This window comes from Arthrobacter sp. JUb119 (assembly GCF_024807995.1).
GTDB lineage: Bacteria > Actinomycetota > Actinomycetes > Actinomycetales > Micrococcaceae > Glutamicibacter.
This window is the reverse complement of the sequence record NZ_JANUFE010000001.1, coordinates 729,193-743,289: the sequence shown is the minus strand read 5'-3', so window position 1 is coordinate 743,289 and position 14,097 is coordinate 729,193. Positions and strand designations below refer to the sequence as shown.

General features: G+C 55.9%; 16 protein-coding genes. 5 read left to right on the top strand and 11 right to left on the bottom strand.

Features of this window, described 5'->3' with window-relative positions; genetic code table 11:
- Window positions 1–60: 60 nt before the first annotated feature.
- On the top strand, window positions 61–573 hold the full coding sequence (locus tag M2368_RS03570; protein WP_332489398.1) for a hypothetical protein: 513 nt from the start codon (window positions 61–63) through the stop codon (window positions 571–573).
- Here the strand turns inward: M2368_RS03570 and M2368_RS03565 are convergent.
- Complete coding sequence (locus M2368_RS03565) at window positions 570–1,298, bottom strand: SOS response-associated peptidase (RefSeq protein ID WP_332499405.1); 729 nt, start codon at window positions 1,296–1,298, stop codon at window positions 570–572. The genes M2368_RS03570 and M2368_RS03565 overlap by 4 nt on opposite strands.
- A gap of 127 nt (window positions 1,299–1,425) precedes the next feature.
- Between M2368_RS03565 and M2368_RS03560 the strand changes: the two genes are divergently transcribed.
- A complete protein-coding gene (locus tag M2368_RS03560) occupies window positions 1,426–1,704 on the top strand; it encodes a glutaredoxin domain-containing protein (RefSeq protein ID WP_388022142.1) in 279 nt (92 codons plus the stop codon).
- Window positions 1,705–1,763: 59 nt separating this feature from the next.
- Here M2368_RS03560 and M2368_RS03555 read toward each other — a convergent pair whose 3' ends face one another.
- The gene (locus M2368_RS03555; protein WP_498724013.1) at window positions 1,764–2,501 is read right to left on the bottom strand and encodes a lipoate--protein ligase family protein; all 738 of its coding nucleotides are present in this window, start codon (window positions 2,499–2,501) and stop codon (window positions 1,764–1,766) included.
- 95 nt (window positions 2,502–2,596) lie between these two features.
- On the opposite strand from M2368_RS03555, the gene M2368_RS03550 reads away from it, so the two are divergent.
- Complete coding sequence (locus M2368_RS03550; RefSeq protein ID WP_105658250.1) at window positions 2,597–3,211, top strand: uridine kinase family protein; 615 nt, start codon at window positions 2,597–2,599, stop codon at window positions 3,209–3,211.
- Here the strand turns inward: M2368_RS03550 and M2368_RS03545 are convergent.
- Both M2368_RS03545 and M2368_RS03540 read right to left on the bottom strand, forming a co-directional pair.
- Window positions 3,208–4,026 (bottom strand): thioesterase family protein, encoded by an 819-nt coding sequence (locus M2368_RS03545; protein ID WP_332595148.1) that lies wholly within the window; start codon window positions 4,024–4,026, stop codon window positions 3,208–3,210. The genes M2368_RS03550 and M2368_RS03545 overlap by 4 nt on opposite strands.
- A 72-nt stretch (window positions 4,027–4,098) precedes the next feature.
- Window positions 4,099–4,752, bottom strand: a complete 654-nt coding sequence (locus tag M2368_RS03540; protein WP_498724012.1) for a helix-turn-helix domain-containing protein — start codon at window positions 4,750–4,752, stop codon at window positions 4,099–4,101.
- Between M2368_RS03540 and M2368_RS03535 the strand changes: the two genes are divergently transcribed.
- The gene (locus tag M2368_RS03535) at window positions 4,751–5,686 is read left to right on the top strand and encodes an NAD(P)/FAD-dependent oxidoreductase (RefSeq protein ID WP_498724011.1); all 936 of its coding nucleotides are present in this window, start codon (window positions 4,751–4,753) and stop codon (window positions 5,684–5,686) included. The genes M2368_RS03540 and M2368_RS03535 overlap by 2 nt on opposite strands.
- Before the next feature lie 676 nt (window positions 5,687–6,362).
- The gene (locus tag M2368_RS03530) at window positions 6,363–6,566 is read left to right on the top strand and encodes a cold-shock protein (protein ID WP_013349123.1); all 204 of its coding nucleotides are present in this window, start codon (window positions 6,363–6,365) and stop codon (window positions 6,564–6,566) included.
- A gap of 224 nt (window positions 6,567–6,790) precedes the next feature.
- Here M2368_RS03530 and M2368_RS03525 read toward each other — a convergent pair whose 3' ends face one another.
- From M2368_RS03525 to nrdH, 7 genes are all read right to left on the bottom strand, one after another.
- Entirely contained in the window at window positions 6,791–7,066 is a 276-nt protein-coding gene (locus M2368_RS03525; protein ID WP_498724187.1) for an FAD-dependent monooxygenase, read from the bottom strand.
- A 114-nt stretch (window positions 7,067–7,180) separates the two neighbouring features.
- Complete coding sequence (locus M2368_RS03520) at window positions 7,181–8,452, bottom strand: MFS transporter (protein ID WP_400289280.1); 1,272 nt, start codon at window positions 8,450–8,452, stop codon at window positions 7,181–7,183.
- A gap of 441 nt (window positions 8,453–8,893) precedes the next feature.
- Complete coding sequence (locus M2368_RS03515; protein WP_498724010.1) at window positions 8,894–9,262, bottom strand: hypothetical protein; 369 nt, start codon at window positions 9,260–9,262, stop codon at window positions 8,894–8,896.
- 532 nt (window positions 9,263–9,794) lie between these two features.
- The gene (gene nrdF, locus M2368_RS03510) at window positions 9,795–10,769 is read right to left on the bottom strand and encodes a class 1b ribonucleoside-diphosphate reductase subunit beta (RefSeq protein ID WP_105658533.1); all 975 of its coding nucleotides are present in this window, start codon (window positions 10,767–10,769) and stop codon (window positions 9,795–9,797) included.
- Window positions 10,770–10,983: 214 nt separating this feature from the next.
- Window positions 10,984–13,122 (bottom strand): class 1b ribonucleoside-diphosphate reductase subunit alpha, encoded by a 2,139-nt coding sequence (nrdE, locus tag M2368_RS03505; RefSeq protein WP_498724009.1) that lies wholly within the window; start codon window positions 13,120–13,122, stop codon window positions 10,984–10,986.
- Window positions 13,119–13,604: a class Ib ribonucleoside-diphosphate reductase assembly flavoprotein NrdI gene (gene nrdI, locus M2368_RS03500; RefSeq protein WP_105661398.1), complete on the bottom strand. Its 486-nt coding sequence runs from the start codon at window positions 13,602–13,604 to the stop codon at window positions 13,119–13,121. Before nrdI ends, nrdE begins: the two co-directional genes overlap by 4 nt.
- Before the next feature lie 42 nt (window positions 13,605–13,646).
- The gene (nrdH, locus tag M2368_RS03495; protein WP_013349130.1) at window positions 13,647–13,877 is read right to left on the bottom strand and encodes a glutaredoxin-like protein NrdH; all 231 of its coding nucleotides are present in this window, start codon (window positions 13,875–13,877) and stop codon (window positions 13,647–13,649) included.
- Window positions 13,878–14,097 lie beyond the last annotated feature (220 nt).

Sequence of the window (14,097 nt, the reverse complement as noted above, 5' to 3'; positions counted from 1 at the left end):
GGCTGCCGCTCGTGTTTAAAGTTGATGCGCAAAACATCTGGTGATGGCAAGATTAAATACATGCCTTCAGATAAACGCTACAAGTCCGCCACTGCCTTATTCCTGGGCGCAGCAGTATTCATCATCGTCGGCATCGTCGTGCTGTGGTGGGACAGTCAACAAGAAGTAGTTTTCTACTCTGGATCCTATGTACCGCTGGTCGAAGACTCTGAAATCTACTTTGGCCCGGGTCCCGCCGAAGTTCTCGGTTGGGTGCTGGCTTTGCTCGGCGTTGGCGCGCTGGGGGTTGCCGGCGGCTTATCGCTTCGCCAGCTCGCTCGGTTCAAGGCCTGGTTCCTGATCGCCGGACTGCTGTTGGCAGCAGGTGGCATCGGAGCACTGCTATGGGACTACAACCAGGTTCGAACCTTCGGCTGGTTCGCCTATGCCCCGCTGAGCGAAGCAGCATTCGTTCCTGACAGCGCAGCCCACGTCATGGGCGAGCTGGGACTTGTGGCAGGAATCCTGCTGGCCAGCAGCTACCTGGGGTTCCGGCTCGGGTCCAAGCCCAGCGGCTCAGCCATCCGCGGCTAAAACAGCGAGTTGTTGTGCGCCGCAATCAGCTCCGGCGAATTATTGCGCACATTGCCAACAGCGGTATCGACCTCATGCATGGTCCATTGGGAAGCCACATCGAAAGCTTCGGCGCGAATCTGCTCGATCAGCCCTTCACCGTCTTCCTCGGCAGGGTTCATCCACCGGCCCATCATCTCCTTGCCCAACGGAATGGGCAGGCGATCATGCAGGCCCGCAAGTTCGCCGAGCACCCCGGGCTCTTCCGCTGAAGGCGAATCCATGGTCATGATCGAAGTGGAAAGAATCCAGGACCCGTCCTGGTCCTTCCACCATTCGTATAGGCCGGCGAAGAAGATCAGCTTTCCATCCTCGCGATGCACGTAGAAGGGGCGCTTTTTGCTGCCTTCCTTTTTCCATTCGTAATACCCTTCCACCGGGACGACGGCACGGCGCTTCTTCACCGCCGAACGGAAGGTCGGCTTGGTGCTGGCCGTCTCGCTGCGCGCATTGAAGGCGCGCACCCCGACCGCGAGCTCCTTGGCCCATCCTGGCACCAGCCCCCACCGTGCTACATGGATCTGGCGGTGCAGCTCATCGTCGATCAGCCGCTCGAGCACAACCGGCACGTCGGTAGTCGGAGCAACGTTCCAGGACTGGCGCAGTTCCAGATTGGCGTCCGCTTCCGCCTCGGCCTCTGCCACCAGATCGCCGATGGCTTTGGCCATCACATATCGTCCGCACATCGCCTACCCCTTCGAACCGGCATCAAGGAAAATCTGCTCCCCAGTCTAGCGAGCGGAGCAAAAGAATCCAGCGAACTTTTTCTACCCCTCCGGGAACAAAGTAAACACCATTGCCGTTACACCATGTATGAGCAACGAATTGAACCTTGACCACTACGTTCCCGCTGCCGGCGGAGTCACCATGTTCACCACCAGCTGGTGCGGCTACTGCCGCAACCTCAAGCGCCTGATGGACCAGAAGGGTGTCGCATACACCGAGGTGAATATCGAAGAAGTCGAAGGCACCGCAGAGATCGTCGAGGCGTTCAACAACGGCAACCAAACCGTGCCAACCCTGATCTTCCCGGACGGCACCGCAGCCACCAACCCGCGCATTGACGAGGTTGTTGAGCGAGTCGGCGCCTAGATCCGGCCGCGAACCAAAATCGGCACCCGCATCGGGTGCCGATTCTTTTTTAAGCTGTGCTAGATGCCTTGCAGCGTGGCGTGCTCGCTATATTCGTCGAGCAGCGCTGAAATAAATGCTTCGGTGGTGACAGCGGCGAGCAGATCATTAGCCGCGCCTACCGTCGTGGGATCCATTGGAATGCCCATTGCTTGGTAGACCCCATCGAGGACTTGCCGCAATGGCGCGGAATCCTCGACAACAAAGACCGAAGAGAACAGCCATGCCCCGGAAACCACACGCTGAGCTGTGCCTACCAGCTTCACTGGATAGTTGCGCGGCGATTTCCCATCAGGGAGGCCATGCACCGAATGATCTCCCGGGCAATACTCCCCCGGGATTGGCCCGACTTGCGCATTCACGCCAAGGCGCTGGAAAGCGTTGGCATACACCCGCGCGAAGACCTCGAAGCGATTCTGCTGGCGCATCACCGCCTCGGCTTCGGGCTCAATATGATCAACGATCAATGTACCCCGGTGATACGCGGCGGCCCGGCCTCCAGCTTTGCGCACCAAAGGAGCAAAGCCTTGCTGCTGCGCTACCTCACGAGCCGCCTCATAGCCCTCTAGCCGCACATCGCGCTGGCCGAAGGCCAGGGTCGGGTCCGGACGATAGAGCCGTAGCAGCGCGCCGCTTTCGCCAGATTGGACGCTGCGCAACAGTTGCACTCCACGTTCTAGGTCAGCAGCCGGGTCTCCGCTAGGATTTTCGATTTCCACAGATAACGGCGCATCTGACTGGGGGTTCCACAAACTCATAAATCTGAGTCTAATTCAGCAATTCGCTCCAGGCGGAGTAGATGTCACAGCATCCGATTGCCGATGGCCGAGGTTTCTGGGCCATAATAAAAGGCGTGCCAAATTCTTCTACCCCTGTCATCCTGATCGGCGGACCGTCCGGCTCCGGCAAGTCCTATCTCGCGTCGAAATTCGGCCGACCCCACCTGCCGCTGGACGAGTTCTACCGCCAGATCAGCGAAGACGGGAATCCCGTTGATTTCCCCCGTACCGGTTACGGCGAAATCGATTGGGACAATTTGGCTACCTGGAATCAGGAAGCCGCACTGCAGGCTATCGATGATTTGCTCCACCGCGGTACCACTCTGGTCCCTAACTACTCGATCACGACCTCGAGCTACAACGGGCATCGTGAAATCGCTTGCGCAGACGGGCCGATTGTCGCCGAAGGCATCTTCCTCTACGAAATTCTTGAGCCGCTGCGCGCCAAGGGCATTAACGTCCAAGCGTATTACGTGGACGAACCGGCATTGGTAACTGCTCTTCGACGGTTCGTGCGCGATGTAGCACAGCGCCGGAAACCGGTCCTGTTCTTGGTCAAGCGCGGCTATGCACTTTTCCGGGCCCACGGTGCAGACCGGGAAAAGTACCGCCAGCGCCAGTTCACGCTGAAGTCCAAGCCTGAGCTCAAGAAGCTGCTGGCCAAGCTTTCAACCGGCGCATCGAGCTAGCGCGAACGGACCGTCAGGATCTGTTCAGCACGGCCGAAAGGGCCTGCTTCATCGTGCAATACCGTTGAGGTCAGGCCGATGCCGTCAGTGCCGAAGCTCTGCTGGACATCCAGGCCCAGCCACTTGCCCTCGGGCTTGCGGTACATGTGGATCTGCAGATCCACGTTCGGGTAGATCCAGGTTCCTTCCCCCGGATCCACGCGCGGCACCACACCGTTTGCCGTGTCGATCATTCCCACCAAGCTGGACAACGCTGTGGCGTCTCCTGTGTCGACGAGGTCATAAGGAGTACGCAGCCACGCAAAACCTCGACCCGGCCGCAGCTCATCATTGGCGCGCATCTCGATGGATTTGATGTAGCCGCCGGGCCACTGCTCACTGATTTCGCGCACCGCGCAGGCCTCTGGGCCTGGGATTTCCTTGTCTTCAACCCCTGCAACAGCACTGGTGTCACCCGTAATCACCCGCCACGCGCGCGCAACGATGCTGGTGCGGCCCTTGGCCGTCATTTCGGCCTCGATCAATTCGATCGTCCGGCCGGGACGGACCATTCGCGTTGAGATCTCGAATTCTCCGGCGTGAATAAGGCCATGGATCTCATAGCTGATCCGTGCGATGCGCATGTCTTCACGAGGCTGGAAATTTTCCAAGGCGTAGGCCAAGATTCCAGAGGCGGGACCCATGTGCTGCTCATGGGGATTCCACGCACCTTGGGAATGCCACGACGAGCGATAGCGGCCTTCACCGAGTGCTTCGAAATAGAAATCGCCATCAGCTAGGACCTGTTCAAGCTCCTCGTTGAGCTGGTGCGTCATCGTTGCCCTCCTGGCATCGCAGTGTTCAATACTCTGCCCTCAGGTTATCCAAGAGTAATTGGAATCACTAAACTAGCTGGCTGTGTCGTGCTCATGGGCTCGTTGGCCTGCATTATCCATGATTCCGAGCACCTCGGCAATGCCATTGACCGCCCACAGGGCATGAGGAGTCATTGTGTCGAACTGCGCAGATTGCCCCGCCTTCACGTGATAGGTGCGATCTCCTAGCTTTAGCTGGATTTCTCCGAGGAGCACTGTGAACCATTCCTTGCCCGGATGAATACGCAGCTCGGTGGGAGCAGGCGCCTGCGAAGGGTCGAAACGCATTTTCGACACATTCACCCCGTTAACTGCGTCATCGGTGGACAGCTTCCACATGGTTATCCCGGGCATCGAAATCGGCTCCGGGCGGATAATAATCTCGGCTTCAGAGGTCGATACGAGCTCATCCAAGCTGGTATTCAGTGCCTTGGCTATTGGAACCAGCTGGTCAAGAGCAATACGCCGGCCTCCCGTTTCAATCCTGCTGAGCGTGGAAACGCTCAGGGAAGCCTTGCTCGCCAACGATTCCAACGACCAGCCGAGGTTCTGCCGCAACGTTCTTATGCGCTGGCGGATAACTTGGTCAACTTCGAATTCTTGCGTCATGCGCAAAACGGTACACCCCGCAGCGCAAAACGTCGATACCGTGGACACAACATCACAAATAGCAGGGAGAGGAATCATGGAACATTTCGAAGCGATCATTATCGGCGGCGGCAGTGCCGGGCTCGCGGCCGCAGTCGCATTGGGCCGCTCACGGCGCACTGTCCTGGTCATCGACGAGGGAAATCCGCGGAACGCGGCAGCGCAGCATGCCCACAACGTTCTGGGAAACGAAGGCATCAACCCGCTGGACCTCCTGGCCCGCGGACGGCAGGAAGCGATTAGCTATGGCGCGCGGATCATCGAAGGCGAGGTGGAGAACCTCACCGGTTCGCTGGACACCGGATTCAACGTCTCAGCTGCAGGGAATACCTTTAGCGCCGAACGAATCGTGCTGGCAACGGGCCTCATTGATGATTTGCCGTCGATTCCGGGGCTGGCCCAAGCATGGGGTGATACCGCGATCCATTGCGCATACTGCCACGGCTGGGAAGTGCGTGACCAGGAGATCCTGGTACTCGGAATCGGCCCCATGAGCACGCACCAAGCAATGATGTTCAGCCAGCTCAGCTCGAAGATCACCTTCGTCAACCACACCCCGGATGCATTGAACGATGAAAATCGCGCGACACTTGCCGCATTGGGAATACCGGTGGTTGAGCAGCCAGTGAAAGCAATCGATTTCGACACCCAGGGGACTCTGGATTCAGTCACGCTGGCAGACGGCCAGAAGATCAGCGCTCAAGCTCTGGTAGTTGCAAGCCGAATGAACGCACAAGCCTCGCTCTATCTCAAGCTCGGCGGACAGCTTGCCGAGCACCCGCTTGGCACCTTCATCCAGGTCAATGAAATGGGTGCCACAGCCCTGCCAGGGGTTTATGCGGCAGGGAATGCCAGCAACCTAGGCGCGATGGTCATGGCAGCAGCCGCAGCCGGAACGATCGTAGGAGCAGCCATAAATGCGGATCTGCTCGGAAATCAGCTAGCTAAGGCCCAGGCGCAAGCGCGTCTGTAACTGCTGGCTCTACCCCTTCGGGTACCGGCCCAAACGGGGTAGAGCCAAGGCCGCAGGGTGAGCATGAAAATAGCCCGCATCATTTTTCCGGAAAATAATATTTACTAAAACACTAGTCAACGAGCAAATGACGAATACCGATTCAACGATTTGCATTGCCAAAACGCCCAAGTATCACGCATCACGCCCCACGAACCAGCGATCAATGGTACGCTTGATTTGTTACCTCAACGGTTGCAGGCGTGAGTCCCCGCCAGTAATTGTTAGCAGTAGGATTTGTAGCACAGCCAACAAATCGTCTGTGCTTTACAAATCGGTTCATCGATCTTCAGATCGAATGAGCTCCTATCGAAACGAATTCTTCATCTTCTCTTCTTCACTGCAGATAAAACATCTCGACGACTCCGTACGTCACTTTTCTGTGGATTCCTTGTTCTACTCCGCTAGCGTGGGGTCATTACCCGTTAGCAGCCTGGAATCCGACGATGTTTAAGCAAGTGCAGCGACCCCCGTTTTGGCCGATACCGGCAAAATCAGTATTCGATTCTCCGTATCGACGGCAGGCGAATCGTTCTCGGCAGCTCTGCGCGAGGTAACCCCTAAATTTTCCGATTCGGAACTTCGGATCGGCAACCAGGCCACATCGTGGCCAATCAATAAATAAGGATATAACACTATGGCCACTGGCACCGTGAAATGGTTCAACGCTGAAAAGGGCTTCGGCTTCATCGCTCCTTCGGATGGATCGGCTGACGTCTTCGCACACTACAGCGCAATCCAGAGCTTCGGTTTCCGTAGCCTCGAAGAGGGCCAGACTGTTGAGTACACCCTGGAAGCTGGTCCAAAGGGCCCACAGGCAACCAACATCCAGGCTCGCTAAGAGACTTTCTTCAAAGGTGTAGTTCCCCGCAAGGTTGGAACTGCACCTTTGTTGCTTTTAACCGGTTCTTAGCTGCAGGCTTCGACCGGAGGTCGTTCCCGAAGAACCCCAACGCCAAGCAATCTACCTGGCAGTTCCGTCTGCTTCGGGGGCAAGCGGAAAGCAGCAGCTATCGGCATCGGTAGCCGGAATTCAGCTCGGAATTCGACTATCAACTGCACGGGCTAGTAGATTGCGGAAACTCCACTGTGGCGCCACGGCAATGAATTGAAAAGGGAGCTCCATTCGCGACAGGTTAGGAACGGTTGCCGGCGATCCGTTGGAGACCGGACTACTTGCCTGGGTAACTTTGCTGAACCCGATTCTTCGAATTCGCCCACCAGTCCCAGTTCATCGAGCACGTACAAAGTTGACGGACAGATGGTGCCACCGCGAAAGTCCCTGAGGAACTCACGGTGCTTTTCATGAACCGCTACTGGCACACCGCTGCGAGCAAGCATTAAACCGGCGGCCATTCCAGCCGGCCCTCCCCCAACTTTGATTCACTGCCTTCTGCCTGCCATGAATATGCTCTCCTTCACTTGAAATGCCTATTATCGAATTGGATTTGCACCCTACTCGTGAACAGTTCCAGCGCTATTAGACTTCATATTCACAGCGATCATGAACATCGCGAAAATCAACAGCACCACGGCCAGTCCGCGGAACCCTACAGCTGCCAAAATTGGGCCAGCGGTGAGACCGCCAAGCACACCAGCCAGATTCATGCAGAGGTCCGACGTGCCCTGCAACTTCGGACGTTCAGCAAGGCCAACTGATCCAGTAATCATCGTTGCGCCTGCAACCGTCGACGCCGACCAACCGAGGCCTAGACTAAGCAACGCCAAAGTTGTCACGGTATGGTTCTCTGCATTGCTCCATACCAAGATGCTTGCGGTAACCAGCAACGCCTGCCCGGTAAAGATGACCGTTCGTGGACCTAGCATATCTGTGAGCCAGCCAAAGACTGGTGAGAGCGCATACATCCCCGCAACATGGACCGAAATGGTGATCCCGATGAGCGTGAGGCTTGCCCCTTGATGCTGCATGTGAATTGGAGTCATCGACATCATGGACACCATATAAAGATGAGTCAAGGCGACGGTAAGCACGGCACGCCTGGCAGCAGAAGTGTTTCTTAGGATGCTCCAGCCGCGGCGGCGAAGCTGAACCTCGCTCGCTTGGGCAGCCGCCTGACGCTGTGCGATCTGCAACGGATCGGGACGCAAGCCCAGCCAATAAACAAGAACCCCTACCAGCTGGGCGCACATCGCAATAAGAAAGCCACCGGTAAACGGTGGAAGGCTAATGAACTGCGCTAGCTCTTCTCCAGGTTCAAATAAATTCGGGCCGATGACTGCACCCGCAGTTGTTGACCACACAACCAGGGAAAGGTCACGGCCTCGTGTAGCCGTGGTGGACAAGTCGGTGGCGGCGAATCGAGATTGGAGGTTCATTGCCGAACCTGTTCCCAGAACCAGCATTCCAAGCAGCAGCAACGGCCAGTATCTCAGAAAAGCTGCGGCAATGATGACGACAACACCGCTGGCTGCCAGCAATGCGCCGGTCGACAGCGAAATACGCCGGCCGAACTTCTGGGCAAGCAATGCCAAAGGCAACGCCATGATGGCAGCACCTAAAGTATTCATGGTCGCGGCCATGCCAGCCAATGCATCGAGTCCGGAAATGCTTACGATCAGCAGCGACCCCAAAGTCAGGGTTGCGCCACCGCCTAGACCTCCAAGAATTTGTCCCGCAGCGAGGACGGAAATCGACTTGCGTCGAATCCGCTGAATCTGCTGGTCATCCAATGAACGCTGTTCATCCGAAGTGGATTCGATCTGCACATTGACTCCCCCGCATTTATAGCTACCTGTACTGTCTAAGTATCTACTATTTATCTCCGAGCGTTGAGTGCACCGCTGTGCATGACTATGGACCCACCGAAGCTGGGCTATTGCCGGAGTGGTCGCATCCCCATGAATTTCCAATTCAATGGGCTAGGTAACTCACCTTGGTTGCGGATCCGCATCTTTCGACGCTCGAATAATACTGGCGTATCGCTCTGCCGGGTCAGCAGGCAGTCCCACTTTAAGTTCACGGTTCACATCAACAGCGAACACCTCTGCGGCTCCGGATTGGAGTCCATCTCGCGGTCTTCAGACCCCAGTTTGGCTGAGCCGTCGGCGAAGGCGCAAAATTTCGGACCCGTATGTGAGATCGGTCCTTTCGAATAGGGCAACGGCGACGCATGCTTCTGTAGAAGCATACCGAGATTGCTATTACGCCTACTCAAGTTGCTCGTTTTCACGAATCGCTGCCGTAGGCAGCTTACCTTTCGCTGCCTCAAGACCACTGCCTCCAAAGCTCAAAATACGTGCCTTGTCCGGCGCAGTCTCGATCGTTTCCATGACGTGCACCGCGAAGAGCGCCACTTGAGCTTCAAGTGGTTCGAGTTGAGGCCAGATCTCTTCGCCACCAGATTGAACCGCGTGATTGAGCACTTCTTCGAAAGTGCAGTCGAATGCATATAGCTCTTGGGAGTCCGCATACCGCAAGAATACGTATCCATCTTCAGCAGGAGGCACAATAAAGACCTCGCCAAGCCCCGATAATTGGTGTTTCAATCGCTCCAGTTTGCCTGGCAAGCTAGGCATTTGGACCCCCATTCTTGCTTTGGCAGAGAACCATAATGATGCAGCGATCTGATTATTCGGCCACCGTGCTGAGGTCTCTCCCTTCTGCTTTTGTGGCCGAAGGAGTTTTTGCCTTAAGAGGCTGGACTCGCGTGGATGCTAGTCAAACCCCATTGCTCACGATACCTGCGAAATCTCGCCAGTTCGCGTTCATCTGCGGTTGCGGGCCAGGTTGCTTCCGCCCAAGCCATAATTCCCCGCGATCTGGCGGTTGTCCTTGCCTCAATGGGGATACTGCGAGAACGAGTTCCAGATTTCATAACCGCTGCTCACCGCGCAAACGGGACATTTGTCCACGCACCGGGTTCGCACGTGATAACTATTGGCGGTTCCAACACCACAGGCTCCCCAAGATCTTGCTCGGTACACCGCTGACGTACCGTTAGCCCAGCCGGATACGTCAAGTTCGGAACTGTTTAAATGCCAGCAGGCCCGGACTCTGCATGAGTCCAGGCCTGCTGGCCATCACCAATTAGGCTGAAGATTTTCTAGATTAGAAATCCCAGTCTTCGTCTTCGGTGTTCACTGCCTTGCCGATCACGTACGACGAACCGGAGCCGGAGAAGAAGTCGTGGTTCTCATCAGCGTTCGGGCTCAACGCAGCCAAAATCGCTGGCGACACGTCGGTCACGGTCGACGGGAACATTGCCTCATAGCCCAGGTTCATCAGCGCCTTGTTGGCGTTGTAGTGCAAGAACTTCTTGACGTCCTCGGACAGGCCTACCGGATCATAGAGATCGTGGGTGTACTGGACTTCATTTTCGTACAGTTCATACATCAGCTCGAAGGTGTAGTCCTTCAGCTCCTGCTTGCGCTCCTCGGTCTCGTTTTCCAGACCCTTCTGGAACTTGTATCCGATGTAGTAACCGTGAACAGCTTCGTCGCGGATGATCAGGCGGATCAGGTCTGCAGTGTTGGTCAGCTTCGCATGCGAGGACCAGTGCATTGGCAGGTAGAAGCCCGAGTAGAACAAGAACGATTCGAGCAGGGTCGAAGCAATCTTGCGCTTCAGTGGATCTTCGCCGTGGTAGTAGCTCTCAATGATCTGAGCCTTCTTCTGCAGGTTCACATTTTCAGTGGACCAGCGGAAGGCTTCGTCGATTTCCTTGGTCGATGCCAAGGTCGAGAAGATCGAGGAGTAGCTCTTTGCGTGTACCGATTCCATGAAGGCAATGTTGGTGTACACGGCTTCTTCGTGTGGGGTGATCGCATCTGGAATCAGCGAAACAGCGCCAACGGTGCCCTGCAAGGTATCAAGCAGGGTCAGACCGGTGAAGACGCGCATGGTCAGCAGCTTCTCGTCTTCGGTCAGGGTTCCCCACGACTGGATGTCGTTGGACAGCGGCACCTTCTCCGGCAGCCAGAAGTTATTGACGAGACGGTTCCAGACCTCTACGTCCTTGTCGTCCTGGATACGGTTCCAGTTGATTGCCTCAACCTTGTTGGTGAGCTGAATCTTCTCGGTCATTGCCCCTCATCGAAAAGCTAAATCGTATTAAGAACTTTGCTTACAACTCTACCGTTCTTTCGAACGCCACCTGTACAGCAAGGCCCCAAGTTATTGTCAGATCGCTGACACGATCTGAGGTCGTTTTGATATGCAACAGCTGCCGTTGGACGAAACCATGCGGCAGCTGTTGCGTGATGCCATTGCCCGGCTAACCGGTCAATGGATCAAGGTCTTACAGTGCGCAGGAAACGCAGCCTTCAACCTCGGTGCCTTCCAGCGCAAGCTGGCGAAGGCGGATGTAGTACAGGCTCTTGATGCCCTTGCGCCATGCGTAGATCTGAGCCTTGTTGATGTCACGGGTGGTGACAGTGTCCTTGAAGAACAAGGTCAGCGACAGGCCCTGGTCTACGTGCTGGGTTGCGGCAGCGTAGGTGTCAATGATCTTCTCGTAGCCGATTTCGTAAGCGTCTTCGTAGAAGTCGATGTTCTCGTTGTTCATGTAAGGAGCCGGGTAGTAAACGCGGCCGATCTTACCTTCCTTGCGGATCTCGATCTTCGCTGCGACCGGGTGGATCGAGGAAGTCGAGTTGTTGATGTACGAGATCGAACCGGTGGGTGGAACTGCCTGCAGGTTCTGGTTGTAGATGCCGTGCTCCATGACCGAGGCCTTCAGCGCCTTCCAGTCTTCCTGGGTAGGAATCTGCATGCCCTCGAACAGTTCGCGGACGCGCTCGGTAGCGGGAACCCATTCCTGCTCGGTGTACTTGTCGAAGAACTCACCGGAGGCGTACTTCGAGTTCTCGAAGTTATCGAAGGTCTCACCGCGCTCCATAGCGATCTTGTTCGATGCAGTCAGTGCATGGAACAGGATCGTGTAGAAGTAGATGTTGGTGAAGTCGATGCCTTCTTCGGAGCCGTAGTAGATGTGCTCGCGAGCCAGGAAGCCGTGCAGGTTCATCTGGCCCAGGCCGATGGCGTGCGACTTGCTGTTGCCATCAGCAATCGAAGGAACCGAAGCGATGTACGACATGTCCGAAACGGCGCTCAGTGCGCGGATTGCGATGTCTACCGAGGTAGCCAGATCCTTGCCGTCCATGGCCTTGGCGATGTTCATCGAACCGAGATTGCAGGAGATGTCCTTGCCAACGGTTTTGTAGCTCAAGTCATCAGCGAACTCCGAAGCCGAAGAAACCTGGAGGATTTCCGAGCACAGGTTCGACATGGTGATGCGGCCGGCAATCGGGTTGGCCTTGTTCACGGTGTCTTCGAACATGATGTACGGGTAACCGGACTCGAACTGGATCTCGGCCAGGGTCTGGAAGAACTCGCGGGCGCTGATCTTCGTCTTCTTGATCCGAGCGTCGTCTACCATCTCGTAGTACTTCTCGGTGACGGAGATTTCGCTGAACGGTACGCCATAGACGCGCTCGACGTCGTACGGGCTGAACAGGTACATGTCTTCGTTCTTGCGAGCCAGCTCGAAGGTGACATCCGGAATAACAACACCCAAGGACAGGGTCTTGATACGGATCTTCTCATCAGCGTTTTCGCGCTTGGTGTCCAAGAAGCGGTAGATATCCGGGTGGTGTGCGTTCAGGTAAACGGCACCTGCGCCCTGGCGTGCACCGAGCTGGTTTGCATAGGAGAAGGAATCTTCAAGAAGCTTCATCACCGGGATGACGCCGGAAGACTGGTTCTCGATCTGCTTGATCGGCGCACCGTGCTCACGCAGGTTGGTCAGCGATAGGGCAACGCCACCTCCGCGCTTGGACAGCTGAAGCGACGAGTTGACTGCGCGGGCAATCGATTCCATGTTGTCTTCGATGCGCAGCAGGAAGCAGGAGACGAGTTCGCCACGCTGTGCTTTGCCGGCGTTCAGGAAGGTTGGGGTGGCAGGCTGGAAGCGGCCTTCAATGATTTCATCGACCAGGTGCATGGCCAGCTTTTCATCGCCACGTGCCAGGTGCAGGGCAACCATGCATACGCGGTCTTCGTAGCGTTCCAGGTAGCGCTTGCCATCGAAGGTCTTCAGCGTGTACGAGGTGTAGAACTTGAAGGCGCCCAAGAAGGTTTCGAAACGGAACTTCTTGCCGAAGGCGTGCTTGAACAAATCCCGGATGAAGTTCATCGAGTACTGATCGAGGGTTTCACGCTCGTAGTACTCGTGCTTGACCAGATATTCAAGCTTCTCATCGAGGTCATGGAAGAACACGGTGTTGTTGTTCACGTGGTCCAAGAAGTACTGGCGAGCCGCGTAGCGGTCCACCTCAAACTGGATCTTTCCATCTGGTCCGTAAAGGTTCAGCATGGCGTTGAGGTCGTTGTAGCTCAAGCCCTGGAACTGGGCTGGGAGCTCCTTTGAGCTATTCATCGTTGCTGCCGGTTCTGCGACGCTGGTGTCCAAAAGGTTTCAAGCCCTTCTTTGACGTTGAGAACGTCTTCTGAGGTTCCCATAATTTCGAATGTGTAAAGCACGGGTACGTTGCATTTCTCGGCAATGCGTTTTGCCGCAATGCAGTAGTACTCGCCAAAGTTTGTGTTCCCTGCACCGATCACGCCGCGAAGATTCACGCGGTTCGCTTCATGCCGCAGGAACTTCATGATCTGCGGCATGATCGAGCGCTTGCCACGCTCTCCGCCATAAGTGGGTATGAGCAGCACGTACGGTGCAGTTGAGATCAGCTGCGGTTCGGTCGCATAGACCGGAATCCGTGCGGCATCCATCTCAAGTTTGTCCACGAAACGCTTGGTGTTCTCCGAAACAGATGAAAAATAGATCAGTTTCGAATCGGTGAGTTCCAGCGGTTCCTGGGCCTCAGCATGTTGCCTATCGGCAAGCGCTGCAGGTGACATTGCTTTTCGCCTCCACTACAAGCTAGCGGATGGAATTCTTGATTAGTTGGCTGGAGCCAGCAGCTCGATCTTGTCTGGGCGGAAGCCCGACCAGTGATCGTCATCGGTGATTACGACAGGTGCCTGCATGTAGCCCAAGCCACGAACGTGCTCCAAAGCTGCCGCATCCTGAGAGATGTCTACCTTGTTGTACTCGACACCCTTCTTATCCAGCGCGCGGTACGTAGCGTTGCACTGAACGCAGGAAGGCTTCGTGTAAACCGTGATGGCCATGTCCCTGATCCCCTTTAAAAAGTCTTGGTTTCGGCTAAGATCCCGGATTTTCGGAAAAGTCCTAGCCATCCTCTCGGATGCCTCAAAACCACTGTTTCGAGGTGCTTCTGGTGCGAGCCGCACCGACGGGTTCAATACTACATCTTGTGTTTGGCGGGTCAAGCGGCCACAACATGATGTATTACAAGTATGTCATTCATCCACGGCAACGTCCACAGGA